This window comes from Rhodospirillum sp. A1_3_36 (genome assembly GCF_047263945.1).
In the GTDB taxonomy this organism is placed as follows: Bacteria; Pseudomonadota; Alphaproteobacteria; order Rhodospirillales; family Rhodospirillaceae; genus Rhodospirillum.
Genome location: NZ_JBLAVB010000003.1, coordinates 518,491 through 545,118, shown reverse-complemented (window position 1 = coordinate 545,118; position 26,628 = coordinate 518,491). Strand labels below are relative to the sequence as shown.

The window sequence follows — 26,628 nt, the reverse complement described above, 5'->3', positions numbered from 1 at the left end:
TTCTACACCGACGCCAAACGGCACAAGCCCGACCCTCCTTAGAGGACCGGGTTCATAATTCGCCGAATGGCCTGATGATTGACGGTGCACATGCCTCTACTTAAGCGCCGAACCTTCATTGGGTCAAGAAAGATTGTCTCGGGCCTTGTCGATCTTCTCCCGGTAACCGGGCAAGCTCAACCCGAAGACAAGAGCCGCCCCCCGGATGGCGAAGGTAACCAGAAAGGACACAGCCATGGCCGGCAGGTCGCCAAATCCCAAGGCTCCAATCCCCAGATAGGCAAAGGCCCCAATCGCACAGGCCGTAATATAAATCTCCCGATAGAGGATCAAACTGGGTTCGTTGGCGATCAGGTCCCGGACGATCCCGCCGAAGCTGGCGGTCATTACCCCCATGAGCACGGCGACGGACACACTGGCACCGGCGTCCAGCCCCACCTTTGTCCCCACCGCCGTATAGAATGCGATGCCCACGGCATCAGCCCAAAGCAGAGCCGTCAAGCGGGAGTTCAGACGGTGCGCCACCAGCCATGTGGCCATACCCACGACCACACAAACCACCAGATAGCGTGGCTCTCGCACCCAGAAGACCGGCGTCAGGCCGAGCACCAGATCCCGGAAGGTCCCACCGCCAATTCCAGTGACCGTGGCCATCAAAGCAAATCCCACAATGTCCATGCCCTTGCGGGCTGCGACCAGGGCGCCGGAGATGGCAAAGACCACCTGGCCGAAAACATCCAACCAGAACAGGGGCGTTTCGACATCCATGGGAGGAGCACCCAGAAAAAGGGGGAAAGGGGGGAAGGGGGAAAGGGGGGAAGGGGGGAAGGGGGAAAGGAATAAGGCGCAAGGGCTTCACATGGCGCCCTCTTTCCCCTCCGTCAAGGGTCTTCCACCTTTGGTTCCGTTGCCTTTACCCGGCTCATTCTTCATGAATGGCTGGCTGTTCCCCTGGCGCAAGGCGGCACGTTGACCCCAGGCGGCGGCCCCTTTGGGGGTCCGCTCCCGCATCACAACCTGGCGCACCATTTCCCCGATCAGACCCGACGTCAAAAGCCGCGCGGCTTCCTCATTCGGGACGCCGCCCACCTGGGCCAGGGAGCGCATATTGTCCAGGGCACCCATAATCTGGTCCACGGTATCCCGTCCCCACCGGGCAAAAACCCCCTTGGGATCCCGCATGAACGCCTCGCGATCGGTGACACCTTTTATGACGGGCATCATGCCGCCGGGGGCCCTGTGCATCCAGTTGATCAAAACGTCGTCGCGAAACAAGAACCGAACCAACCGCGTGATCGCTGCGGCCTTGGCCCGAGTGGCGGGATAGGGAATCCCAAGAGCCATCGTGACGCCAAAGGCCGCAACGGAGGAGTCATAGAAGGAGGCGATCATCCCTGTATGGGGCAAAAGCTCCGGATCGAAGACCCCTCCTGTAAGTTCTGGAAAATTCTTGTCCGTCAATGCCCCGGCTGCGGCACTGGACAGGGCCAGGTCGTCCATGATGTGCGTAGAATAGAACAACATGGCCAGACGGTTCTGCAAATAGTAATCCCGCCCCTGCGGCGTCAGACGTCCCCGCGGACCCGTTTCGGTCAGATCCCGGTAAAAGGTCAAAGCGCGCACCATTTCCGGCGTGTTGATCGTCACCCCCTTTTTGGGGTCGATCAGAGCAACGCCCATGGCCAGAGCAATCTGCGAGAAAACCTGGGTCGTATAGGAATCGCCCGCCGTTCCCAAAAGGATGCCATAGCGCCCTCTCTTCGGATCCCGCAAAGCCCGGGCCGCCGCCAGCAGATCGAACAGGTTTTCAGGGGGTATCAGGCCCGCCTCGTCGAACCAATCGGACCGATACCACACCCCCTGCAACCAAGCGTAATAGGGAATGGCCACATGTCCGAACCCAGAGGCGTCGTCCAAAAGGGCAAGTGGACCCAGATAGAAGCGGGCCCGCCCGATTTCATCGATCACCTGCTCGGCCATGGAAGAATCAAGGATTCCTTCCCGGCCCAAGGCCAACAGGCTCTCGGTCGGAGCCAGAACCAACTGGGGTTCCTCCCCCGCCCGCCATGCGGCGCGCAACCGGTCAAAAACCGCTGTTTCCTCCAGGGATACCAGTGTCACCGTCAGGTCCGGATTGAGGGCCATGAAAGCGTTTAGGAGGTATTCCGTGCCCGCGACAAACTCCGGATCGGTTTCGGAAACCCAAAAGGTCAGGGTCTCGGCCCGCACCACCGTCGCGGGGAAAAACAGGCCGATGCCCCCGAAGGCGACGAGCAGCACGCGAAGCGCCAGACGCGCCAGCAGACCACCGCGCCCGTGTATTTTTCTCTTGGGGCTCATTCGATCAAGGCTATTTGGTTGTGACATCCAACACCCCATCCCAGTCATCCGAAGGCGGTTTTTGCAAAAAGGCTTGGGCGCGTTCCAGAAGCAGAGCGCCCGCCCTGTCTCCAGGATGGATCCCCAGGAAAGCCTTCAGCGAGGAGACAGCCCCGCACCAATCCCGATCGTCGAAGGGTTTCCGCGCCTCCCCCCAATCGGCGATCAGCGCCTCGACGTCGGCGCTCGCCACCAGGGGCTCTTCCGTCAGAGACTCCCGGGGACCACGCAGCCCCATCAGGGCATAGACCCGGATCGGGTGCGCCACTCCCTTGGGCCGCACGAGGTCCAAGGGGCGAGCCACAAAGCCCTCACCCGCCCGGTCCAAGGTATCCTGGCTGATAAGGATCCGCGTACCGTAGAGCTTGTTCAACCCTTCCAGGCGAGACGCCAGATTCACCGCAGCCCCCATAGCGGTGTAATCCATGCGGTCCACCGATCCGATGTAGCCGACGACCGCCTCGCCCGTGTGCAAGCCAATTCGGGTCACCAAAGGAGCCTGGCCCTCAGCCTCCAAGCGGGAATTGAAGCCCCCCAGGACCGCATCGATCTCCAGGGCAGCGAGACAGGCCCGGCGGGCGTGCTCCTTGTCAGCCATGGGGGCATTCCAGAAGGCCATGATGGCGTCACCGATATATTTGTCGATGGTCCCCCGCTTTTCTTCCAGAACGGTGCCGATCACCTGGAAGTATTGGGAAATCCGCCGGGTCAGCACCTCCGCATCCAGGGTCTCAGAAAGATCCGTGAACCCGGCAATATCGCTGAAAAACAAGGTCAACTCGCGCCGCCGCCCTCCCAATTCCGGGGCCTGCCCGCTCTGAACGATACGCCGGACCATGGCCCGGGGCACAAAGCGGCCAAAGCTGCGCAGGCTGGTCTTCATCGTGTCCAGCGACTGGGCAAGCGCGCGGATCTCCCTGATGCGGGACCGGACGACAACGGGGGCAGCCAAATCGAAACTCCGGATCTTCTCCGTCTCGCCGATCAGGGCTTCGATGGGGCGACTCACCCGGCGGGACATCCACAGGATGATCGGCACCGCCAACCCCAAGAGAATCAAGGACACAAAAGCCGCGTTCCGGCCATTCAGAGCGATAGGACCGAGGATTTCGTCGACGGGCACCAGGGCGGCCAGGTATTCGGCCCGGTCAAAGGTCTGGGGCAAGGGAGCCACTCGAGCCAAGTATTCACCATCGGCTGTCTCCAACCTCAGGGTTCTCGGTTCCCGGGCCGGGTTGTTCTTCACGGCCTTGTAGAGGGCGACCAGAGCCGGATCCCCCGTCTGGGACAGGTGAAGGGGCATGGGCTCCCCCGATCCCCGTCTGCGGATGCCAGAGGCCACCAGATCCGCGTCCGGATGCCCCGTCAGCACCCCCCCTTCGGTAAACATCACCACCTTGCTGTTCGCACTGAAGGATTGGGCGGCGAGGAACCGGGACATGGAGCCGAGGGAGACATCCGCACCAAAGACTCCGGGGACGGGCCCATCGAACCGCTGCGAGACCGTGTATCCCAATTCATTGACATAGGCGAAGTGGTATAGAGGACTGCGCACCAAGCCCTCGGACTCACGCGCTCGGCGGAACCAAACCCGGCTCCGAGGGTCGAAATCCGGCTTCCATTCCACACGTGACCCCAGGGTGCTTCGGTCGGCATCCAGATAGCGCCACAGCCCCACCCGCTTGCCGTCCCGATTTCGCATCAGCCGGAAAATGGCGAAACGACTCCCTTCCGGCGCCAGAAGCGCCTGCCGTTTCTGCTCCTCACCGGAGGGCAGGGAAAAGATGATGTAGGTGTCGCCATCGGCGTAGCCCATGTAGACCGCCGAAATCTGGGGATGAACCTCTAGGGAGCGGGCCAACAAAGCCGTCGCCGGATGGGGGGCCAGATCCGGCTTGTCGGCCAAACTTTCCAGATAGGGGGACATGCGCCCGAGGGCGAGCAGGGGCTCGTTGACCAGTTTGGCGCGCTCGGCCACCCTGCCGCCAACCTCGGTCAAAAGGATTTCGGCCTGAACAATAGCTGCTTGGGCGTTACTCCGGTAGTTATACCAGATAATAACCCCCGTCAGTACCGCCAGGACCATGAGGAACAGCAGAAATATGGTGATCTGGAGGGGAACAACCCCCCTCCACCGAACTGCGACCATGGCTTAACCCTATATATCGACAAAGACACAATCATTAGGGGAAACCCTATATGCAAGTCGATATGGAGGGAAGCCGTATATATGCCTATGGCTGTTTTTTATCGGGGCTAGCCTGGAAAGGGCGGCATACCCTCTACCATACCGCCCCTATTCACGGACCAAAGGTCATATGGAGGGTGCAGCCTTCGCAGGTGCGGCGGACGCCGCCGGGTCGCCTGCGGGGCCGGGAGCGTTGTCTGCGGGCTCCTCCACCTCCACCTCTACCGCGACGGGCACCTTGTGGCGGGGCAACTTGAGCGGCGCGGCCTTGGCCCCGGAGAAGCGTTCCACGGGAGCACTGACCAAAACCGCCCCCTGCCGAGTCAGCTCCAGGACCGAATAACTCCGCTCCGAGGTTCCATCGGGCCGCAGACGAAACCGACCGCTCGCTCCCTCGAACCCCTGAACAGCGGTCAGATAGTCATGGAGTGACATTGTGCGGTCCTTGGACCAAACCTGGGCCAGCGCCAGGGCATCCATGACCAGGGCTTCCAGGTTATCCGGATCCCGGGGCCGACGGGCCAACTCTTCGGCCGTCGGCTCGGCGGGTTCGAATTCGGGCTGCGCGGGAATGGGATCGGGTGCCATCAGAGCATCGGCCAGAGCTTCTTTTGCTTCTGCCTCTCCCGATTTTGACGTTTTATCCGCGTCTCCCACGGGGTCCATGGCAGCGTCCAGCAAATCGCCTGCCGAAACGACTTCCGGGTCGACCTTTGGCCGCAGCAATCGCGTTGAGATATAGCGCCCACCGCGCAGGGAGATCTCCCGTTCCAGACCCCGTGTATTTTCCCAAAGGATGGTGCCCAGTAACTGCTTCTCCCCCACCCGAGTAAAATACTGGAAAAGGGAGGACAGACCGACCAGATCCAGCCCCCCTGCGGGGATCAGAACCACGTCTGCGGGCAGTCGGGCCAGCCCCTTCACCCGTGTCACCAGGGCGTTATAGTCCAGGGACGGGGGGTAAAGATCCGCGGCAACCACGCTCACCCCCTTGCCCACCAAGCCCCGAGCAGCGGTTGCGGCCAAGCGGCTGTAAGCCGTGTCCGGCCCCACCACCAACACCCGCCCCTGATTATTTTGGGCGGCCAGGGTCAAGATCCTCTCCACCTGTTGCGCGGGCGCATGCCCCAGAACGAACAGAGTCTCATCAGCTGCTGCATTGGTGTTGGTCAGGGACAGGGCAGGGATACCGGCTGCGGCGAGAACGGGCCGGACAGCCTGGGCATTGGCGCCGAACAACGGGCCGACGATCAGGCTGGCCCCCGCCTTGATCGCGGCATTGGCAGCAGCGACCGCACCTTCAGGCTTTCCTTGAGTGTCGAAGGGCAGAAGGCGCATGTCATCGGCGGACGCCACACCGATTTGGCGTTCCGGGGTCGCCCCGTTCCCGGGGTGTTCGCTCTCCAGCAGCATCGCTTGGGCGGCATGCAACAAGCGCGCGCCCAGACGTCCAGCCTCCCCGGTCATGGGCAAAAGCAAGGCGACGGTCATTGGCCCCTTGGGCACGGCCGCCTGCTTCGGCGCCTCCTCGACCACCGATGGCTTTATGGGTGCTGGCTTGACCTCCACTTGCTGTTGGGCGCAAGCCCCCTGCCCCAATGCGCCCACAAAGGCCAGAATGGCACCCAGACGCCTCCGCTTCAGTCGCTGCATGGACCTTTGTCCCCCTGTGCATTTCGGCCCCATCACGGGCGCCACGTCCGCAACCATGAGGGAACGGACAGTCCGAGAAAAGGGTCTTAATTAAGGCTCCTCCCATTACCCCATTACAGGTTGGCTTTCCAGCCCCCAAAGAATTATCGAAATCGTCAGAAACGCAAGTGCCGTGCAGAGGGTCAAGGCCCTGGCGCACAGGGGACCATGCCCGTAGCGGGCGCCCATAATTGGAAAGACACCCAACATGGGGGCGCTGGACAGGATGATCACGGCACTCTGGAGCAGGGGATCAAAGGACGGCAATAGCGCCACGGCCCCAAACGCCAAAAGCGGATGAGCCACCAATTTCGACAGGGCGATGGTCAACTCCTCCCTGGGCATTTTCTTGATCTGTGTTCCGGCGAGGGAGGCGCCGATATAGACCAGTGCCATGGCCGGCCCCGCCATGGCCAACAGATCAACACATTTGGCCAGAACCACGGGCACGGGAATGGCCAGGACGGAAACCACGCCTCCCAGGGTAATCGCGACCATCATCGGGTTGGTGATGACCCTTTTGCCAATGGCCCGGGCCGCCGCCCCGAGGCTACGTCCGCCCCCCAGGCCTTGGGCTGCCTCCAGCAGGAACAAGGCGAGCGGCATCAACAGCAGGTTTTCAACCAGAAGCGCCATGATGAAGGCCGGTGCAACGGCCTCGCCAAAGATCTGCGACACCAGGGGGTAACCGACGAAAACGGTATTCGGTAGCGAGGCCCCCAAGCCGATCAGGGCACTCAGCCCCAGGCCGTCCCTGGCAATAAAAAGCGAAAAAGCCGAAGCCAACAGGAAAGAGCAGATGGCCGCCCCACCATAGGCCAGCAGGAACAGGGGGGCGACCGTGGAAAACAGGTCGTTGGTCGAGAGCGCCCGAAAGATCAGCGCTGGAACTGCCAAATAGAGGATAAAGCGCCCCAGAACCGGGATGGCATCTTTGGGCAACCAGCCCGTCCGGGCCAGGACATACCCCAAGCCGATAAGGATAAAAATCGGCGCGGTGATGGTTAGGATCTGAAGCACGCTCGCGGTCTCCCCAAACTCACTCTAAAGTAAGGCCATGGCCTCATTTCCATAGCATGGAAAGAAATCAAGCAAGCCATCGGCTTTGCGTAGCGACCCATAAAAATCGGGAGGGCCCAGTGCCTCTGCAGACCGCCCATTCCACGGTATACGACAGTGTCTCGTGTTTTTTGGGCGATAGCCCAAGCCCATTTGGGGGCCAATGTCCCCAAACCCCCATTTCTCTTTTATAAGGGTCTGGGGCCTTTCGGCCCCAGTGGGGGACGGGCCAAAGCCCCGTGACGGGAAAACACCCCTGTCGTGTCCCTGTGGGAGCCTTGAGTCGGCATCGATTTAATACCAAGGTGCGGTGAGTTTGACACACCGCACCTTGGAAGCGGCCAAGTGGCCGCCGCGCCTTATGGCGCGTAAAAGCCCGCCTGGCGTTTGAGCGCAAGAAAAGCGGCGTGGGTTTCAACCCGCGCCGCTTGGTATAACAGGGTGCGGAAAAACTGTTCTGTCGTCATTCGCGCCTATGCGGAACTGACGCTTTTGGAGAGTCTTTTAATAACGAACGATAGATCGGCAGGCCCAATCCAGGTCCGACTTGACGATCACTAAATTCTCGCCATGCAGGTACAGGTTGACCGCGATTCCGTTTCTGTCAAATGCCTTGAATATCTTTTGAACCGTCAAAGGCGCGTCATGGTCCGGGCATTCAATGATGAAACATTTGATGCGGCCAAGCCAAACGTCACACCCATCCCCGAAGAGTTCGCTCTCAGCGCCCTCGATATCGATTTTGAGAATGTCGACCTCGGCCAAGCCCTGCTCGTCCAGAATGCTCACCAAGCTTCTGCCCCTCATGTCGAACGCGGACTCCCCGACCTCACTCTCGATAAGATTAAAGGCCTGACTATCGGATGAGCCGGAGACCAATTTCAAATGCGCGTCAGAACTCCATATCGCCGCCTGCACTGCCGTGACATCACACAAGTCCTTCGTATTCTTCACAAGCTGCGTATAGTTGGCGCCTTCCGCTTCGACAGCGACAATTCGCGCATCGGGATACATTTTCTTGAAACGCATCGTTTCAAGACCGATATTCGCCCCCAGGTCTACAACAACACGAATATCTATTTTCGAACCAGGAGAATAAATTTCCACTTGGGGACAATACAGATGCACAATGACCCAATCATCCCTTGTCCGCCAATGGACATTTCCAAATTTTTTCGTCTTCAATACCACTTCGTTACCTGAAACCCCAGGAATCGCCTTATTTAAAATAATCAGAAAAGAACAAAATAACCCAAGATTTTTTACAGACATATAGTACCTAGGGAGCATATTAAGAATTCTATAGAACATGACATTTCCCGATATGTAGCGTTTCTTAATTTAGAAATGAAACTTTAGGCCCAGCCCGAAAACCATACCATGAAGCGGCGTGGGTTTCATCCCGCGCCACTTGAGATAAGGGCCTTGCCCTGGCGGGGGCCAGCCCCCGCACCCCCCGCTGGGGAGGCATCGCCTCCCCAGACCCCAGGGGCGGAACTCGGAAAACGATGTTTGTTCTCTCGTTCCTGACCTTCTCCACAGGGAGCGTTGCCTGCGGACGCCCCGCATATGATGGCTGAGTACTGTCGTCTGGAGCCATCACACAGCCGCTTTCTGCCTCGCCATTTCGAGGGAGTTGGCAAAGAGAAGAATGCGCCGCATGGCTTCCCTCAGTGTGTCATCGGGGACCGTCAGGGCGACGCGGATCAGGGTTTTTGCGTTCTCGCCGAAGGAGGTCCCGGGCATGATCGCCACGTTCTGCTCCTTGAGGAGGCCCCAGGCGAAGGCCTCGCCGTCCAGGCCCGTATCGGCCACATCGATCATGACGAACATGCCGCCCGATGCTTTCCCCGCTTTCAAGGTCGGGCAGGATTGCAGTTCACGGGAGATGAGGTCGACCCGGGCGGCATAGCTGCGGCGCATGCGTTCGGCCGTGTCGAATTGGCCGCGCAGGGCTGCCTCGGTCATGTCGGCGATGAAGGGTTGATTGCCGAACAGGATGGTTTCGGAAATCGGTAACAGCTTGGTGCAGAACTCCACCGGACCAACGGCCCAGCCGCTTCTGAAACCGGTTGCCGCGAAGGTCTTGGAAATGGAGGAGACAACGATCGTGCGTTCACGCAGCCGGTCGATCTGGAAGGGAGAGGCGAAGGTGCCTTCGAAAATCAGATCCTCGTACACCTCGTCGCAGACAATCCACAGGTCATGGTCGCAGGCGATATCGCCCAGTTTGGCGATGGTGTCCAGGTCCAGCAGGGCGCCCGTGGGATTGTGGGGGGTGTTGAGGACCAGAACGCGGCTGTCTTCCGTGACGGCGGCCCGCAAGTCCTCCGGCTGCATGACGAAGCCGTTTTCGATGCTGAGGGGAACCGGTTGGAGGATGGCACCGGGGGCGCGGACGACGCCCTCGTAGGTCGCGTAATAGGGATCCCCCACGAGGATCCCATCACCGGCATCGACCAAGGCGGTGATCACGGCGTAAAGCGCGGTCTGCGTGCCGGGAAAACAGAGAATGTGGTCCCGGGTGATGTCCGGATACATCGGCTTGTATTTTTCCACCAAGGCGTCGAGAAGCCCGGTTTCCCCCCGGCCATTGGAATAATGGGTGCGCCCGGCGCGCATCGAGGCTTCACAGACATCGATCAAGGCAGGGTCGACCGGAATGTCGGGCTCGCCGATCGTCAGTTCAATAATCTGTTCGCCCTTGGCGGCTCTGGCGCGGGCGGCGTTGTGAACGGCCCATTTTTCTCCACCGAGTTCGGCGAGGCGGTCGGTTATTCCGGCATATCGCATGGTGTCTGTCTTTGCTTTTCCTGGGTTGTGCGGGCAGTGGAAAGGGACCCCGCCGGAAGCCCCAAAAACCGCTCGCTGGACTCGACGAGAAGGTCGGGCAGGATCGTCTGATCATAGAGCCCGGTATGCAGAGAGCCTTCGAGCCAAAGCCCATCGATCAGCCCATTCAACACGATCGCATGGCGCTTGCAGGTCTCGGCCCCATGGGGCAGCCCATGGTCGACGAGAACCGGCGCGATCAGGGCTTCGAGCAGGCTGAGGAATTCCCGATAGCCTTCCCGATGGATTTCGGCGAAATACCTGTCGGAGCGGACCCGCCCAATGAAGGTCGCCCAGAGGGACACCTTGTGTTCCGACAGGTTCGGCGGGGTCATGTTGGCCCTCAAGAACTCCGCCAACTGGGCGCTGGCGGCCCCGGGGGACCGCTTGGCGCTTTCACTGGCTTCCGTCGTCAGTTGGCCGACGAGATAGGCATAGGCTGTGCGGATCAACTCGTCCTTGCTGCCAAAGTAGTGCCTGACCAGACCGGCGGTCACGCCCGCCTCTTCGGTGATTCCGCGCACGGTCGCTCCGTGCAATCCATGGCGCGCAATGCATACGAGGGTCGCCTCCATCAGATCCCGCCGGCGGGCATCGAGCGACAGACGCTGAAAGGCTTTTCTGCTCATGGACCATCCCTCTGGAGGTCGCGGACATACCGCCTGACACCCCTCCTGTTATACAGATGAATAATTACAGATCAAGCCCATTGAAAAAAACCCGGGGACGGATCAGTACCCCTGGGTCGGGTCAATCGACAGGCTGAGAGGGGTGCCTGCGGCCAATTCCCGGGCAGAGCGGAGGACCTGCTCGACCACAATCCGGGGAGTGGAATCGCTGGCGATATGGGGGGTGATCCGCAGGCGTTTGTCCGCCCAGAAGGGATGATCGGCGGGCAGGGGCTCCTGTCGAAACACGTCCAGACTTGCGCCCTTCAACTGGCCACTTTCGAGCGCGGCCAGGAAGTCGTCTTCCTGCAAATGTTCGCCACGGCCGATTTGCACGAGCCAAGCGCCCTTGCTGAGCCGGTCGAACAGATCCTTGTTCAGGATATTCCGGGTGACAGGGGTCAGGGGCAGAACGTTGATGACCATGCCCGCGCCGGTCACGGCTTGGCAGATGGCGTCCTCTCCCGTGGTGTAGGTGACGCCCTCCAGCGGCGCGGCGGGGGGGCGCCGACAGGCCACGGTGACGGAGAAGCCCTGGGCGGCCACCCCTCGGGCCACGGCCGCGCCCATGGTCCCATGACCGAGAATCGCCACTTTCAGATCCTCCGGCGCCCGCATGGGCAGAGGTCTCCATGCGGCCGCTTCCTGGTGGCGGAGGATCTGCTCGAAATCCCGCTCCACATGAAGCACCTCGTGCACGGCGTAACCGGCCATGAGAGCGGCTTGGTGGGGGTCGCGGACCCGGCAAATCGGGATGTGCTTGGCCAACCCGGGGTGGTCCAACAGGTCTTCGACCCCGGCACCGATAGACATCGCCATTTCCAGATTGGGATAGGGCGCGAAGGCCTCCTGTCCGGGAAGCCAGCAGACCGCAAAGCGGATGGCGCTGGGGTCGATCACCTCGTCGGGGTTGAGCAGGAGGACGTCCTTGGTCTCGTCGGTGACCTCCAGTTTATAAAACCCCTTCAGATCCAGAGTGTCGCTCAACAGAACGCCGTGAATCGGTCCCGAAGTCGTCCCCGAGTTCGTCATGGTTGATGGTCTCCCAATGATGCCTTGCGTGACGGGCGCCGCCGGAACGTTTGCACCCAAGCTCATATGCAGTTATACAACTGTATATCAAAGAGTAAAGTCACCCGCCGCCCTGGAGCAATCGGGGAGGGAGGCTCCCCACTGGGGGATGACGGAAATTGGGAAAGGCAAACGAGGACATTATGCACCAGACGAAAGAGAGAGCCGTCATGGGCGACGCGGAACGCCAAACGCGGATCGAACTTGCCGCCTGTTATCGGCTCGCCGCGCACTACAAGATGACGGACACCATCTATACGCATATCTCGGCGCGGGTCCCGGGCGAGCCCGGACATTTCCTGATCAACCCCTATGGCCTGATGTGGGAGGAGATCACTGCGTCGTCCCTCGTCAAAATCGACGTGGACGGCAACAAGGTCGAGACGACCCCCTATCGTGTCAATCCGGCGGGCTTCACCATCCATAGCGCCGTCCACATGGCCAGCGATACGGCGGAATGGGTGATGCACACCCATACGCGGGCGGGCATTGCCGTATCCTGCCTTGAGGACGGGATCCTTCCGCTGAACCAGATTGCGTTGCAGTACTATGGGCGGATTGGCTACCACGACTTCACCGGGATCGCCCTGGACCTTGAGGAGCGGGCGGATATCGCCAAGAGCCTCGGTGACAACATCGGCTTGGTGTTGCGCAACCACGGTTTGGTGTCCGTCGGTCGGAATGCCGCAGAGATGTTCTCCACCATGTTCTACCTCTGTCGGGTTTGCGAGATTCAAGAAGCCACCTTGGCCATGGGCGCCCCCTTGAGGGCAATCGACAAAAATGTGGTCAAGCGCGTGCGCGAGCAGTTTGATGGAATGGCCCTGGATGACGGGGATTTGCAGCTTGAATGGGAGGCTTACATGCGCCTCGCCGATCGGCTGGATCCTGGCTTTCGCGATTAGGAGAGGGCTCTCACCAGATGATCGAGCCGATCAAGGCCAAGGGGATTTGGTCTTTTCCCTATAAAAATTGGAGGCACTTCGTCGCGCGGCGTAAATGAGGGTCGTCGGACCTGTGCATTTCCGGCGAAGATCAAGAGTATTGGGCGACTATAGAGATGTCTCATGACAAGAGTCTGGGGACCTATCGTCCTGTGCGTTCTTGTGATGAAAATTTAATCCTGTTCCACTCCCGCTCAAAAACTAGCCACATCAGCCTTGACATCACTGCGGTGCACACATAGCCTTAAATTCGCTTTGACGCGCATTATTGCCCAGAAATGGGTTTGATATCCGGATCATGGGTGGGGTTCACTCATGGTCTTTCGGGGAACGGCAAACGAGCCCTCGAAGTGGATCACCTCCTAGGTCAGAGCGTATGGGGGCCGATCTTGGGCCTCCTCGCGGGTTGAACACACCGCGCCGCCTTCCGACAGGGCCTCCGGTATGGGGAGGTCGGCCTCCGTCTCACGGGGGTTGGAACGGACAAAATGAAGAGAACTGTCTTGGTCGCCGTTGTTTCGGCCACGGAGACCTGTGCGGTTTTGTCCCGGTGCAAGCAGCCCGACGCGCGATGACGATAACAGCGAGTTCCGTGGGGGAACTCGGCTTATCAGAGATGCGGATCACTTTTCTCGGCCCGCTTAGCAAGGAGTAGAAAAAATGACTGTTTCTAGCACCATCGCCAATACCGTCGCCCGTGCCATTGATTGTAGTGGTCTGTCTGCCGCACCGACCGTGCTGCGCATCAAGCAGGCTTTGACCGGACTGTCCGACGAGCATTTGCCGCTCGGTGTTGTGCTCGATTCGGCCTGTGACCGGGACCGTATCGCCCAATCCCTTGGAGGCATGGCGGGGGATGTCCGCCTGGCCACCGACGCCCTGAGGTAGGGCGTCGCTAAAGTCCGCATTTGGTGCGTTCGCCGGGCACTGTTTCGCCAGGGGTCATGCCCTGGCAGGACAGCGTCCGGCGAACATTTCAAAGGGGTCTCAATCCGCCGCGTCCGCGGCTTCGCTCCCTCCGCTCTGGCCCCCTCCGGCCCCCTCCGGCCCTGCAGGGGACCCCGCTGCAATGCACTCTTGCGGCGGTTGTGCATGCTCTCTTGGTGCGGCGACCTACTCGACCACCGGGAGCCGATTTAAAGGAAACAAGATGATCGATGCCACTGGATCAAAGATCAGCCCTGATCAAGAGACAAGTGAGCCGACCCTCGAAGCACCCGATTTTGCCTTTGATCCGACGGATCCGTGGACCCAAACATTTCAACAGGGCCTGGAACGGGCCGACCTGAAGGACAAGGCGGTCTATGAAGTCGGTATTGGCACGGGGATCAATGCAGCCTTCGTTTTAAGGACCTGCGGCGCCAAGGCCTATTACGGCAGTGATCTGGATCCACGCCTCGTTGAATTGGCCGAACGCAACATCCGCAGCCTCTCCCCTGAACACGCGGCCCGGTTTCACCCGGTCGAAGGCGCGGTTAGCCTGATTGATACGGAAGAAGCACGCGCCAAGATTGCCAAAACCGATGTCGTCGTTGCCTGTATTCCCCAGGTGGGGGATCCCAATGACAAGCGTCTCAGCGCCTTTCGGGACGCGCAATCGGTGCCCCTCGGTGAAGGGGCCGAGGCGCGGGCCGAGGACCATATCGCCCATTATTACCCCTGGGCGATGTTTGACGAATATCCTTACAATTCGGTTGGCTTGGGATTGAACGAAGCTTTGTTACGCCGGATCCGCGAACATGCGCCCAAGGCGGAAGTTGTGATGAATTTCGGTGCTCGGGTCGGCACCAAGATCCTGTTTGAATTTTTTGAAGCCAACGGATTCCAGCCGGAAAAAATCGCGTCTCGGATCGTGCTGCAGGATGCGGGGACGGACATTTCGTTTTTCGTGACCCTCGAGAAGGCCTTGACGGGGACGGGGCTGGAACAGGAATTTGTTTGTAAGTTCTTTGCCGATGAGAACGGCCAAACTCCCCTTTCCGCCTGCGAGGCGCAGGCCCTGGCGGATAAGGACCCCAATGTAGCGCTCTATCACGAAGTTTGCGTGATCCGGGGGCGGCCCATCGCCGCCTGAGTGCGTGCGTTTAAATGAAAAAGCCCGCCTCCCTCATGGGGGCGGGCTTTTTCGTGGCTGGATGCCTTTATCGGACCTTGTCGGCGACCACGGCCAAGCAGTCGCCCGTCTGAACCAACCCCGGAAAATGGCGGGCAGCGAACAGACCGTCGCGGCGGGCGTGATAGGCTCGGGGCGGGACGCCGGTGCGGTCCAGGGGCCAAACCCGGGCGATCTCTTGGCCCGTCTTGACCTCAGCCCCCAAATCCACCAAAGGCTCGAACAAACCATCGCTCTCGGACTGGATGAAGCAGGAGTCGTCGGGCATATCGAGCATCTGGCTGGCCTTTCGCTCTAGACTGCCTGAGAGAATACCCGCGTGGACCAGCAGGTTGCGGACGCCACGCTTGGCAATGGCGATCGTGCGCGCCGTGGCTGAGCCCCCACCGCCCAATTCAGTGGTGACAAAGACCTTGCCCATGGCTTCCACGGTGTCGTCGTACATGCCCGCGCTGTCCAATTCGCGCATCATCATCGAATAGGGGGCATTGAAGGCCTCCATGGCTGCCACACAGGCCGCCTGTTGGACTGGATCCTCCAACACATGGACCGCAGCGAAGGGCAGGAAGTCCAGGGTCTTTCCACCAGAATGAATATCTAGAACAAGGTCCGCCTGGGGGACCAAGGTGCGGGTGAAGTAGTCGGCGATCTTCAGAGTTACCGTGCCGTCGGGGCGGCCGGGAAAGGCCCGGTTCAGGTTGACCTTATCGATGGGCGAGGTGCGTGCCCCTGCCCGGAAGGCCGGATAGTTGAAGGCGGGGACGATGATCACCCGGCCCGAGATCTCCGAAGGATCCAAGGTGAGGGCAAGGTCTTGCAGGGCCACCGGCCCCTCGTATTCATCGCCATGGTTGGCGCCGGTGAACAGGGCCGTGGGGCCCTCGCCATTCTTGATGACGGTGATGGGGATCATCACCGCCCCCCAGGCGGAATCATCCCGGCTGTAGGGCAGGGAGAGGAACCCGTGGTGCGTGCCGTCCTGGTCGAGGGGGATGGTCGCGCTGATGGGATTGGCCTTCAGCGCAATGGCGTTGTCGTTATCGGGGACGGTTGCTCTGGAGGTGGACACGGCTCAATCCTTCACGAAGAGTTCGCGGGGGACGGAGGCCAGGCATTCCGGGCCCTTCTCCCCAATGACGATGCTTTCGGTGATCTCCAACCCCCAGTCGTCCATCCACAGGCCGGTCATGAAGTGGAAGGTCATGTTCGGTTCCAGCACCGTCTTGTCGCCGATCCGCAGGGACATGGTCCGCTCGCCCCAATCGGGGGGGTAGGACAGGCCGATGGGGTAACCCGTTCGGTTGTTCTTGATGATCCCCCGGCCGTTGAGCACTCCGAAGAAGGCCTTGGCGATATCCTCCGTCAGGTTCCCGGCCTTGGCCGCTTCCAGTCCGGCTTCCATCCCTTCGAGGATGGCCTTCTCCGCTTCGCGGATATGGGCGGGCGGTTTGCCCAGGAAGACGGTGCGCGACAGCGGGCAGTGGTAGCGGTGGTAGGCGCCTGCGATCTCGAAGAAGGTGCCTTCACCGGCACGCATGGGGCGGTCGTCCCAGGTCAGGTGGGGCGCTGCGGCGTCACTGCCCGAAGGCAGCAGGGGCACGATGGCCGGATAGTCGCCGCCCGCGCCCAACTCCTGGTCGTAACGCAGACCGGCGTCATAGATCTCCGCCACCAGATCACATTTCCGCAGGCCCACCTCCACCTTGTCGAGGATGCGCTGGTGCATGCGCTCCACAAAGCGCGCGGCGGTGCGCATGTAGGATAGTTCTCGCTCCGACTTCACCGCCCGGCACCAGTTCACCAGCCCCAAAGCGTCGCTGAAGGTGGCATTGGGCAGGTGGCCGACCAGAGTGGCATGGGCCTTGGCCGTGTACCAATAATTGTCCATTTCCACGGCAATGCGCGCCGTGCTCCAGCCGCCCCGCGTGACCACCTGGGCGAGGATATCCATGGGGTGGCGGACATCGGACTGGACGTAGTGGTCCTCGTAACCCAGCAGATTGTCTTCGGCCATGAAGCAGGTGCGGATGGCGCCGTTCACGTCCTGGTTCCGACCGAACCAGAGGGGGTCCCCCTCCAGCCCCAGCAGCACGCATTGATGCACATAGAAGGACCAGCCATCGTAACCGGTCAGCCAGTTCATGTTGGACGGATCGGAGACGATAATCAGATCCAGGTCCTTCTCCATCATGGAGGCGCGGACCTTGGCGATGCGGATTTGGTATTCCGAGGTTTCAAAGCGCGGATTGCGCAAGGATTGTTCCTCAACGGTGCCCATTTTGGTCATGGTCAGCTCTCCACATCCAGGCCGAGCCCGGACGCATCGGCGCGGTCCCGGGCGAAAGTTGCAATAGCGGTGTCTTGGACGCCGGTTCCCGTGAGGTCACAGAGGGTCAGATCGTCCGGGGTCAAGCGTCCCGGCGCGGTTCCGGCGACAATCTCCCCCAGTTCGGGGAAGGGTTGGTTTGCGGTGATCACGCCCGCAGCGAGGGCGGCACGCAGTTCCCCAAGGACTTCCGTTTGGGCACGCCTGTCGGGGACATACCGGTCCGCCCGGGCGAGGCAGGCGGGTTCCAGCTCGTTCTTGCCGTGCTGGTCCGATCCCATGGCGGTCACATGCTGGCCGGGGCGCAGCCAGTCGGCCTTCAGAATCGGTGCGGAGGCAGGCGTCGTGGTCAGGACCACATCCGCCTCGGGCACAGCCGAGGCCAAATCCGAAGTGGGAGAGACGGGAAAGCCCAACTCATCGGTCAATGCTGCGGCCAAGGCGGCGGCCTTGGCCGGATCCCGGCCCCAGAGGGTGGCGGAGGTCAAGGGGCGGACCAGGGACAGGGCTTTCAATTGCAACCGCGCCTGAAGCCCGGTGCCCAGGACACAGGCGGTGCGGGCGTCTTCCCGGGCCAGATGGCGGGCGGCGACGGCTCCGGCGGCGGCGGTGCGGACATCGGTCAGATAGCCGTTATCGAGCAGCAGGGCCTCCACCTGCCCCGTGCGGACCGAGAACAGGACCATCAGGCCCGAGGTGCTGGGCAGGCCGATCTTGGGATTGTCGAAGAACCCGGGGGAAATCTTGATGGCGAAGCCGTCGACCCCCGGCACATAGGCTGTCTTCACGTCCACTTCGCCGTTGTAGTCGGCGATGGCCATGGAGAGGATTGGCGGCATGACCACCTTGCCCCCGGCCAGGGCGGCGAAGGCGCGCTCCACGCAATCGATGGCCTCGAGGTCCAGGGAGACGACCTGACGCAACTGGCCTTCGGTGAGGATCTTGATGGTTGGCATGTCAGGCCTGCTCCTCGTCCCAGGTTCCGGCCATCACCCGGAAATGCTGGGCCATGTCCACATTGCCACCGGAGAGAATCACGGCGATGGGTCCATGGACCTCCACCTTGCCCGCGATCAGGGCCGCCAGACCCACGGCGGCGGCGCCTTCGACCACCTGGCGCTCTTGCCAATAGGCTTGCCGCATGCCTTCGGCGATTTCCGCCTCGGTCAGGGTGATCAAGTCGTCCACGAGGTCGCGAACCAGGGGGAAGGTGTAGCGGTTGTCCAACCCAATGCCGCCCCCCAGGGAATCCGCCAGCGAGGCGACTTCCTCCACCAGGACCGGCTGGCCCGCCCGCTGGCTCTCGACCATGGCCGCGCCCCGGTCCATGGAAATCCCGATGACTCGAATGCGCGGTTTCACGGCTTTCGCTGCCGCCGCCACACCGGCGATCAGTCCGCCGCCGGATACCGGGACCAAAACGGTCTCCACCTCCGGGGCTTGGTCGAGCAGCTCCAGCCCCAGGGTGCCTTGCCCGGCAATGATCGCGGGATGGTCGAAGGGCGGAAGCATGGTCATGCCCTCGGCGGCGACGAGGCGATCCACTTCCTCCTGGGCGTCGTCCTGGGACTTGCCGATGATGCGCGTCTCCGCCCCGAGGGCCCGGATGGACTCCACCTTGTTGGCGGGCACCAGATTGGACATACAGACGATACAGCGGACCCCGGCGGCCTTTGCCGCATGGGCGAGCGCCCGGCCATGGTTGCCGGTGGAGGCTGCCACAACGCCCTTGGCCCGTTCGGCCTGGGATAGCCCGGCCACGGCGTTGGCCGCTCCCCGCAGCTTAAAACTCCCGGTGACCTGATGGTGCTCCATCTTGAGCAGCACGGGCACGCCAAGGCGGTGGCTCAGGTCGGCCGATGGGTTCAGCGGCGTGGGCCGGATGGTTCCGGCGATGGCCGCCCGAGCGGCCTCGAAGGATGCGAGGTCAGGGAGAGCGAGTTTAGGGGGACTCATGGCGTGAGGGCGCCTCCTGGGGCCAATCAAAGGAAGACGGAAAGGGGAACCGGACGGGACAGCAGCTGTCCGAACCCGGCCGGTGCCGGGGGACCGACCCGGGGCTCAAGGCCCGCCAATCCGAGAAGCGCCCAGAGGCTGGCCTGATTGGAGCTGACCACCGGCTTGCCCAGGCGGTCCTCCAAGGCGGCGATGACGTCTAATGCAGGCAGGGCCGTGCAGGACAGGAACAGGGCCTCCGCTTCGGGGCGGTCCACGGCCAAGGCCGCATCCATGATGGTGGCCGGGCTGACCCGCGCCATCTCCTGGTCGTCTGCCATGCCCAGGCACTGGTGGTTGACCACCGAGAAACCATGGTCGGTGAAGTAGACCTCCATGGGACCGCTGGTTTCTGGCAGGTAGGGGGTCAACATGGCGATGCGGGTCACGCCCAGGGCGCCAAAGGCCGCCCGGGCGGCGGCGCTAGGCGTCACCACCGGCATGCCGGGACGGGCGGCGCGAATGGCCGCCGCCACCTCCCGGTCGCCGAGTGTCACCGAAGCCGAAGTGCAACTGTAGCAGACCGCCGCCAAGGGAACGTCCGGGGGCAGAAGGGCCGTGCATTCGGTCAGCTTCGGCCCCATGGCCCGCAGGTTGTCCAAGGTTGTCGGATTGGCGAAGGCCACCCGGGCCACATGAAGGGCGGCCCGCTCCAGGGGCAGGCCCCGGGCGAAATCCCGTTCGGAGGTCAGGTCCGTGGCCAGCGCGATGACACCAATGCGCGTGATCGCGGCGGGATCATCCAGGGCGAGGACGGACGGGGAGCGCTGAGGGAGGGGGGGAAGCATAGGGTCCAGTCCTCAATCAAATGACCAGGACAGGGCATTTGGCCAGACTGGTCACCTTGTGGGAGACACTGCCCAGCAAATATCCCTCCAGGTCGCCCACGCCTCGGCTGCCGATGACGATCAGATCAACGCCGTGCTCCTTGGCGAAGGCAACGATGGTGCGGGCGGGTTGGCCGTTCTTGACGAAGGCCCGGGGGGCCATGGCTCCCCGTTCCAAGGCGGCGGCTTTGGCAGCCTCGGCGATCTCCTTGGAATAGGCGCGCATGGAGTCATCCAGGTTCTCCGGATCGGCGGGCCGGACCATCGACATGGAGGCTTCCTGCATGCTGTGGTGCCGAAACACCGTGAGGATCCAAAGTTCGGACCCGGTCAGTTTTTGCAGGTCGGTGGCATGGAGCAGGGCCTTCAGGGACCCTTCCGACCCGTCCACCGGTACGAGAATGCGTTTGTACATGGGGGACTCCCTGGGCTCACCGGAAGGCCAGATCACGCAGGAACAGCGCGATCGGCGGATAGAAAATCAAGGCGGTGGCCACCATCAACAACATGGCGGTGAAGGGGAAAATCCCCCGGATCACCTCGATGTAAGGCCGCTTGAAAATGGCGATGGCGGTGAAGATGTCGCAGCCGAAGGGCGGCGTTGCCGAGCCGATGGCCACTTGCAGGGTGATGATCGTCCCCACCAGGACGGGGTCCAGGCCAACGCCCTTCACCACCGGGGCGAAGATGGGAACCAGCACAAGGATCACCACGATGGGATCGACGAACATGCAGCCGATGAAAAAGGCGATGGAAATCACCACCAGTACGCCGATGGGGCCCATCTCCGTGATGCCCACGGCGCCCAACAGGGCCTGGGGGATCTGGGCGAAGGAAATGACCCAGGAAAAGGAGGCTCCGGCGGCGACCAGAATGAACACCACCGCCGTGATCAATCCCGTGGATTTTGCGATGCGGTAAATGTCGGGCAGGGTCAGGGAGCGGAAGACACCGAATTCCAGGGCAATGGCGTAGAGCACGCAGACCGCCGCCGCTTCCGTCGGGCTGAAGACGCCGCCATAGATGCCACCGACGATGATCACCGGGAACCCCAGCGGCCAAAGGGCCATGCGCACGGAGGCTAGACGCTCGCCCCAGGTGGCCTTGGACTCCGTCGGCACGCCCTTGATATGGGCGTAGAGGATGCTGTAGGCGGAGAATAGCACGAGGATCAGGAGACCCGGCCCGATCCCGGCGATGAACAGCTCGGAAATGGAGGTGTTGGAGATCACACCATAGATGATCATGCCAATGGAGGGCGGGATCAGGAAGGCGATGTCACTGGAATTGATGATGAGGGCGAGGACGAAGGAATCCTTGTATCCGGCCTTGAGCATGCGCGGTCGCAAGGGAGACCCCACCGCCACCACCGTGGCCTGGGTCGAGCCGGAGACAGCGCCGAACAGGGTGCAGGCCGTGGCCGTGCTGACGGCCAACCCGCCTTTGATATGGCCAATGAACTTCATGACCATATTGATCAGCCGGTCGGCAGATTGGCCTCGGGTCATGATATCGGCGGCCAAGATGAACATCGGCACGGCGATCAGCGAGGCCGGTCGGATCCCACCCAGCATCTGCTGGACCATGGTGTCCATTTTGCCGAAGCCATGGAACAGGTCGTAGAACCCGACAAAAGCCGCCGCGATCAGCGGGATCATCATGGGGAAGCCCAGCAAAAGCAGGACAACCATGACGGTGACGATGGTAAATGCCATGGTGCCGCTCCCTAGACTTCAAGTTCGTCGTCGTCATACCCCTCGAGCACCCGCGTCGAGAGATAAATGTCTTTTTCGATCAGGTTTTTGATGGCCGTGAGCGCATATTGCAGCCCGGTCATGAAAAACCCGACAGGGACCCAGAGGTAGATCCAGTAAACCGGCGCCTGAAGGGCGGGAAGGACGCGTCCAGACTTGGCCACATCCAGGATGTAGGACACGGAGAAATAACAGAGAGCGAACATCGCCAGCGAGGAGACCAGAGTGATCACCACCATCAGGGCCTTGCGCGACGGAACCGGTAGGGCGTCGTAGATGGCCGACATGCGGATGTGTCGTCCGTGGCGGGCGGCGTAGCTGATCCCGGCGAAGGTGATCAGGATAATCAGGATCCGGTTCAGTTCTCCGGTGAAGAAGATACTGCTTTGAAAGACGAAACGGCCCACCACATTGGCGATGGTGTTGAAGGCCATCAGCAGCACACCACCGGCCAGCACGACGGCCTCCAGGCGGCTGACCAGGGTGTCAATCACCCCCAGGATACCCGGTAGATCCGAGACATCTTCGTCCCGGGGCTTGCCGGCGGAGTGCTCGGGTGGCTGTTCTGTCCGTTCGTTCATCCCAGGTCCTTTACGGCTCGTAAGGGGATCGGAAAGGGAGAGGGGAAGGCGGCGTGAAACCGCCTTCCCCCCGGTCATATTGGATGGCCTTACTTGCCTTCGACAGCCTTCAGGTCGGCCTTCATCTGGTCGAGGATGGCCTTGCCGCTGTCCCCGGTCATTTCGATGAACTTGGCTTCCACCTCCGGTGCGGCAGCCTTGAAGGGCGCGCGCTGCTCCTCGGTCAGGACGGTCACGACCATGTCGGGCTTGGCGGCCTCGATCTTGTCCAGGGCTTCCTTCTCCAGGCCTTTCTGATAGTCGAGGATGTAGTCGAAGGCGGCCTTGGAAGCGTCGGAGACCAGCTTCTTGTCGGCGTCACTCAGGCCGTCGAAGAACTCCTTGTTGGCCATCACCGCCGTGGTGAAGTTGTTGTGTCCGGCGTAGGTGATGGCGTCGGTCACTTCATAAAGTTTGGTGGACTCGATGAAGGAGGTGGGGTTTTCCTGCCCCTGGATAATGTTGGTCTGCAGGCCACCGTAGACTTCGCCCCAGGGCAAGGGGGTCGGGGTGGCGCCGAAGGCCTTGTAGGTTTCCACCAGCAGCGGGTTGGTCATCACCCGGAACTTCACCTCGTCCAAGTCCTTTGGGCTTGTCACAGGCTTTTTGGTGGTCATGGCCACTTCGCCCTCGGGGAACATGGTCAGCAGTTCCAGCCCCTGTTTGGCATAGAGATCCTTGAAGTCTTCGTGAATGGCCTTGCTCGTCCGGAAGAAGGCATTCAGTTCCTTGGTGTCCGTGGGCAGCAGGTAGGGCACGAAGAAGACCTGAGCTTCGGGGATCAGGGATCCGGTGAAACCGGGGGATTGATCGACAAACTGCAGGATACCAGCCTGGGCCTGCTCCATGATGTCCGCGGACTCACCCAAGGTACCAAAAGGAAACAGTTGGACCTCGTGGTCCGAATTGGCCTCGATCTCCTCCTTGAATTTCGTGGCATAGACGCCCTGAACTTCGGTCAGGGCTTCCTCGAAAGCGTAGCGCCAGGTGTCGGCCTGGGCTGTCGCCATGCCACCCATCAACGTGACTGCGGCCACGGCGCCGCACAGAACGCCCTTGATGCTCGTATTCATCGCCATTTCCACTCCTAGGATTTGGTTCAAGGATGATCCGGCGTGGTCACGAAAACCGGGGAGCCATCCCACCGAGACCGGTGATGCGGAGTGGCCCGGGGCGATCGGAGAGACGCCAGGATCGTCTTAATCGAATTGAAAAATGAAGACCGCTTCCCGCGTCGGCTTACCCGGAAACGGGACACCGTCCTCCATTTGTTGTGATTGTGAGAGCCTGAGCCAGGCACAAAATCAAGTCAATTCGATAATTAAATCATTACAATTTATCGCCGCGCCGTCAACCGGTTGCCGGTCACAAATTTAGGTAAAATTGTATCAATTGGCGGGTGGCGTCGATGAACTCACTTTAAATTCAGTCGATTTATGGATTTTTGGGACCGAAAAATCCGGCCGCTCCACGCCTGGATCTTCCCCATGAAAACGCTAAGGGATGCACGTTTCCACGGTAGACGGCAGGGGGTGTTTTCCCGTCACGGGGCTTTGCCCCGTCCCCCACTGGGGCCGAAAGGCCCCAGACCCCAGGCAATTATTTTTAAAAGAAAAATGGGGGTATGGGGCATTGCCCCCCAAATGGGCTTGGGCTATCGCCCCAAAAAAACGAGACACTGTCGTGTCCTGTGGCACGTTTCTCTGTGCCACTCCGAAGTTAAATAATACGTTGTTTTTATTCGTCATCCCCGTGAAAACGCCAAGGGATGCACGTTTCTCGAGTTTACTGCGGTGCGGGCGTAACGTTTTGTTTTTTACACGTCATTCCCGCGTACGCGGGAATCCAGGGTGGGAAGAACCTGCGGCGGCGATTGACGCATCCTGACGCGCAAAGCGCCAATACCAGAGAAATCAACCCTGGGTGCCCGTTTTCACGGGCATGACGAAATAAAAATGATCAGATCTAAATAAAAGACATGCGCATCCCTTAGCGCGTGCGCGGTAATGACGAAGTAAAAATCCTTAGATCCAAATAATGAAACCTGCATCCCTTAGCATGGAAACGGGTATCCGGGGGTGAATTCGGTGCCCTTGGTGAACTGGCCTTGGATCGCGCCAACCGTATAGCTTCGTTTACAGTCCAAGCAGGGCCGGTTCGGGCTGGCTGCGGCAGAGGCGGGCCAGGATCTCGAGTCCCTGGCGGAGCATGGGCCGGGCCTCCGCTCCCAGGCAAACGCGGACACCCCGGTGCTTGAAGGGGTCAAGACCGACCAGGAAAGAGGAGCCCGGCGCTACGGCCACCCCATGCAGGCGGGCATGGGCGACGAACGTGTCCTCGGTCCAGGGGGCGGGCAAGGGCAGCCAGATATGCATGCCCGAGGGACTGGCCCGGAAGGGAATCCCGTCCAAAATGTCCCGGGCGAGGGCGTTGCGATCGGACAGGGCCTCCCTTTGCCAGTGCAGCAGGCGAAGCGCGGTGCCGTCCTCAATCCAGCGGGCGGCGATCTCGGCGACCAAAGGGGTGGCCATCCAGTTGGTGGCCAGGTGGCGGTTCGCTGCCGCGCCCTCAAAGGGGCTGGGAACCACCAGGAACCCCGTGCGCAGACCGGGCATAATGGCCTTGGTGAATCCGGTGAAATAGAAGGTCCGCTCGGGCGCCAGTCGGGCGAAGGGAGGCGGACGGTCCGGTTGGAGCGGTCCCCAGGCATCGTTTTCGATGATCCGGATCTCATGGACCCGGGCGATGTCCACCAAAGCTGCCCGACGCTCGGCCCCCATGGTGGAGGCGAGGGGATTGAGACCCGTGGGCATCAAATAGAGGGCCTTGACCAAAGACTGTCCACAGATCGCTTCCAGGGCCTCGGGCAGCAGTCCCTCCCCATCGACGGGCAAGCCTTCCAGGCGCAGGCCCAGGTAGCCGGTCAGGGCTTTCAGGGTATGGTGACCCATTTCCTCGGCCACCACCAAGTCCCCTTGATTACAGGCGGTCATCAAGGCGATGGTCATGGAGGCCGTATTGCCGTTGGTCAGGATCAGGCCACCGGACCCGCGTTCAACCCCGCAGTGTTCCAGCCAGTCCCAGGCCGGTCGCCAGTAGCGGCGCAGGGCCACGGAGGGCCGGAAGGAGGAGACCACCGTAGGGGGCAAATCTGCGGCCAGGGCAGCCAGAGCTTCGGCAAAGGCCTGCTTGTGGATCCCCTCCCCCACAGGTTTGAGAATGGAGCACTCAATGATGGATCCGTAGTGACTCTCCTGATGGTAGGGGGTGCGCGTCTCCTTGGGCATGTCCTTGACGAAGGTGCCCCGTCCCACTTCGCCGATGACAATTCCCCGGTCAATCAGTTCGTCATAGGCGCGGCTCACCGTCTGGACGCTCAAGCCCAGTTCATAGGCGAGTTGGCGGTGGGTGGGCAGGCGGGCGCCCCCCTTGATCTCTCCGGCCTCGATCGCGGCCATCAATTGGCGGGCGAGGGACAGGTAGACGGGGCGGCGAAGCGATTGGGGATCGGGTGGCCAAATTGTCATGGTTGGAGTCTTGGCCGGTTCCAGGACAATTGACAAGACATTATTGGTGGACCATCGTCCAGCGATGGCACGTTTAAAGCTTGATAACAGGGATCTGCGGATCCTGTCGATCCTGTCCCGGGACGGCCGTCTGTCCAAGACGGAGTTGGCCAAGCGCGTCAACCTGTCGGCCACGCCCTGTTGGGAACGTCTGAAACGGCTGGAGGATGCGGGAATCATCTGCGGCTACCGGGCGGAGGTCTCCCTGCGCGATTTGGGGGCCCATGTGGAGATCTTCCTGGTCGCCGAACTGGACAACCACAAAGCCGAGACCTTTCATGCCTTCGAACGGGCCCTGGGCGACTATCCGGAGATCACCGACGCCTGGGCCCTGGGCGGGGGGTTCGATTACCTGATTCGGGTGGTGACCAAGGACATCGACAGCTACCAGCGCTTGGTGGACAGCCTGCTGGAGCGACGGACGGGGCTGGCCAAATACTTCACCTATATCGTCACCAAAGCGGTCAAGACCGGCGGCGTTCCCCCTTTGGAAACCCTGTTCGGATCGGACGCGGATAGCCCTTAGAAGGGAGATCCTCCCCTCTTCCCGGCATATTCAGAGAGAGTCTCTCTACCCTCCCCGATCCTTGGAGA

General features: G+C 61.2%; 23 protein-coding genes. 4 read left to right on the top strand and 19 right to left on the bottom strand.

The window, feature by feature from the left end:
- Positions 1-123: 123 nt before the first annotated feature.
- From ACLIRY_RS10050 to ACLIRY_RS10010, 9 genes are all read right to left on the bottom strand, one after another.
- Positions 124-768 carry a trimeric intracellular cation channel family protein gene (locus ACLIRY_RS10050; protein WP_413205235.1) on the bottom strand — a complete coding sequence of 215 codons (645 nt, stop codon included), beginning with the start codon at positions 766-768 and terminating at the stop codon, positions 124-126.
- Positions 769-855: 87 nt separating this feature from the next.
- Complete coding sequence (locus ACLIRY_RS10045; protein ID WP_413205234.1) at positions 856-2,340, bottom strand: ABC transporter substrate-binding protein; 1,485 nt, start codon at positions 2,338-2,340, stop codon at positions 856-858.
- Positions 2,341-2,350: 10 nt separating this feature from the next.
- The gene (locus tag ACLIRY_RS10040; RefSeq protein ID WP_413205233.1) at positions 2,351-4,528 is read right to left on the bottom strand and encodes an adenylate/guanylate cyclase domain-containing protein; all 2,178 of its coding nucleotides are present in this window, start codon (positions 4,526-4,528) and stop codon (positions 2,351-2,353) included.
- A 165-nt stretch (positions 4,529-4,693) separates the two neighbouring features.
- Complete coding sequence (locus ACLIRY_RS10035; protein ID WP_413205232.1) at positions 4,694-6,220, bottom strand: penicillin-binding protein activator; 1,527 nt, start codon at positions 6,218-6,220, stop codon at positions 4,694-4,696.
- Between the two features lie 105 nt (positions 6,221-6,325).
- Positions 6,326-7,279 carry an AEC family transporter gene (locus tag ACLIRY_RS10030; RefSeq protein WP_413205231.1) on the bottom strand — a complete coding sequence of 318 codons (954 nt, stop codon included), beginning with the start codon at positions 7,277-7,279 and terminating at the stop codon, positions 6,326-6,328.
- A 543-nt stretch (positions 7,280-7,822) separates the two neighbouring features.
- On the bottom strand, positions 7,823-8,590 hold the full coding sequence (locus ACLIRY_RS10025) for an FkbM family methyltransferase (RefSeq protein WP_413205230.1): 768 nt from the start codon (positions 8,588-8,590) through the stop codon (positions 7,823-7,825).
- 327 nt (positions 8,591-8,917) lie between these two features.
- Positions 8,918-10,111: a pyridoxal phosphate-dependent aminotransferase gene (locus tag ACLIRY_RS10020; protein WP_413205229.1), complete on the bottom strand. Its 1,194-nt coding sequence runs from the start codon at positions 10,109-10,111 to the stop codon at positions 8,918-8,920.
- Positions 10,093-10,779 carry a TetR family transcriptional regulator C-terminal domain-containing protein gene (locus tag ACLIRY_RS10015; protein ID WP_413205228.1) on the bottom strand — a complete coding sequence of 229 codons (687 nt, stop codon included), beginning with the start codon at positions 10,777-10,779 and terminating at the stop codon, positions 10,093-10,095. Before ACLIRY_RS10015 ends, ACLIRY_RS10020 begins: the two co-directional genes overlap by 19 nt.
- Positions 10,780-10,881: 102 nt before the next feature.
- Positions 10,882-11,850, bottom strand: coding sequence for an NAD(P)-dependent oxidoreductase (locus tag ACLIRY_RS10010; RefSeq protein WP_413205227.1), 969 nt, complete (start codon positions 11,848-11,850; stop codon positions 10,882-10,884).
- A gap of 182 nt (positions 11,851-12,032) precedes the next feature.
- On the opposite strand from ACLIRY_RS10010, the gene ACLIRY_RS10005 reads away from it, so the two are divergent.
- From ACLIRY_RS10005 to ACLIRY_RS09995, 3 genes are all read left to right on the top strand, one after another.
- Entirely contained in the window at positions 12,033-12,794 is a 762-nt protein-coding gene (locus tag ACLIRY_RS10005; protein WP_413205226.1) for a class II aldolase/adducin family protein, read from the top strand.
- 699 nt (positions 12,795-13,493) lie between these two features.
- Positions 13,494-13,721 (top strand): hypothetical protein, encoded by a 228-nt coding sequence (locus ACLIRY_RS10000; RefSeq protein WP_413205225.1) that lies wholly within the window; start codon positions 13,494-13,496, stop codon positions 13,719-13,721.
- A 262-nt stretch (positions 13,722-13,983) separates the two neighbouring features.
- Positions 13,984-14,907: a 50S ribosomal protein L11 methyltransferase gene (locus ACLIRY_RS09995; RefSeq protein ID WP_413205224.1), complete on the top strand. Its 924-nt coding sequence runs from the start codon at positions 13,984-13,986 to the stop codon at positions 14,905-14,907.
- 67 nt (positions 14,908-14,974) lie between these two features.
- Here ACLIRY_RS09995 and doeB read toward each other — a convergent pair whose 3' ends face one another.
- The 10 genes from doeB to ACLIRY_RS09945 form a co-directional block, all read right to left on the bottom strand.
- Positions 14,975-16,015, bottom strand: coding sequence for a N(2)-acetyl-L-2,4-diaminobutanoate deacetylase DoeB (gene doeB, locus ACLIRY_RS09990; protein ID WP_413205223.1), 1,041 nt, complete (start codon positions 16,013-16,015; stop codon positions 14,975-14,977).
- Between the two features lie 3 nt (positions 16,016-16,018).
- Positions 16,019-17,233, bottom strand: a complete 1,215-nt coding sequence (gene doeA / locus ACLIRY_RS09985) for an ectoine hydrolase DoeA (protein ID WP_413205222.1) — start codon at positions 17,231-17,233, stop codon at positions 16,019-16,021.
- 2 nt (positions 17,234-17,235) lie between these two features.
- The gene (gene eutC / locus ACLIRY_RS09980; protein ID WP_413205221.1) at positions 17,236-18,228 is read right to left on the bottom strand and encodes an ectoine utilization protein EutC; all 993 of its coding nucleotides are present in this window, start codon (positions 18,226-18,228) and stop codon (positions 17,236-17,238) included.
- Position 18,229: 1 nt separating this feature from the next.
- Entirely contained in the window at positions 18,230-19,228 is a 999-nt protein-coding gene (gene eutB / locus ACLIRY_RS09975; RefSeq protein WP_413205220.1) for a hydroxyectoine utilization dehydratase EutB, read from the bottom strand.
- A gap of 26 nt (positions 19,229-19,254) precedes the next feature.
- Positions 19,255-20,055 (bottom strand): Asp/Glu racemase, encoded by an 801-nt coding sequence (locus tag ACLIRY_RS09970; RefSeq protein ID WP_413205219.1) that lies wholly within the window; start codon positions 20,053-20,055, stop codon positions 19,255-19,257.
- Positions 20,056-20,071: 16 nt separating this feature from the next.
- Entirely contained in the window at positions 20,072-20,509 is a 438-nt protein-coding gene (locus ACLIRY_RS09965) for a universal stress protein (protein ID WP_413205218.1), read from the bottom strand.
- A 16-nt stretch (positions 20,510-20,525) separates the two neighbouring features.
- Positions 20,526-21,809 carry a TRAP transporter large permease gene (locus ACLIRY_RS09960; protein WP_413205217.1) on the bottom strand — a complete coding sequence of 428 codons (1,284 nt, stop codon included), beginning with the start codon at positions 21,807-21,809 and terminating at the stop codon, positions 20,526-20,528.
- 11 nt (positions 21,810-21,820) lie between these two features.
- Complete coding sequence (locus ACLIRY_RS09955) at positions 21,821-22,429, bottom strand: TRAP transporter small permease (RefSeq protein WP_413205216.1); 609 nt, start codon at positions 22,427-22,429, stop codon at positions 21,821-21,823.
- 89 nt (positions 22,430-22,518) lie between these two features.
- Positions 22,519-23,547: a TRAP transporter substrate-binding protein DctP gene (dctP, locus tag ACLIRY_RS09950; RefSeq protein ID WP_413205215.1), complete on the bottom strand. Its 1,029-nt coding sequence runs from the start codon at positions 23,545-23,547 to the stop codon at positions 22,519-22,521.
- Positions 23,548-24,603: 1,056 nt separating this feature from the next.
- Positions 24,604-25,995, bottom strand: coding sequence for a PLP-dependent aminotransferase family protein (locus ACLIRY_RS09945; RefSeq protein WP_413205214.1), 1,392 nt, complete (start codon positions 25,993-25,995; stop codon positions 24,604-24,606).
- A 64-nt stretch (positions 25,996-26,059) separates the two neighbouring features.
- On the opposite strand from ACLIRY_RS09945, the gene ACLIRY_RS09940 reads away from it, so the two are divergent.
- Entirely contained in the window at positions 26,060-26,560 is a 501-nt protein-coding gene (locus ACLIRY_RS09940) for an Lrp/AsnC family transcriptional regulator (protein ID WP_413205213.1), read from the top strand.
- Positions 26,561-26,628: the final 68 nt, after the last annotated feature.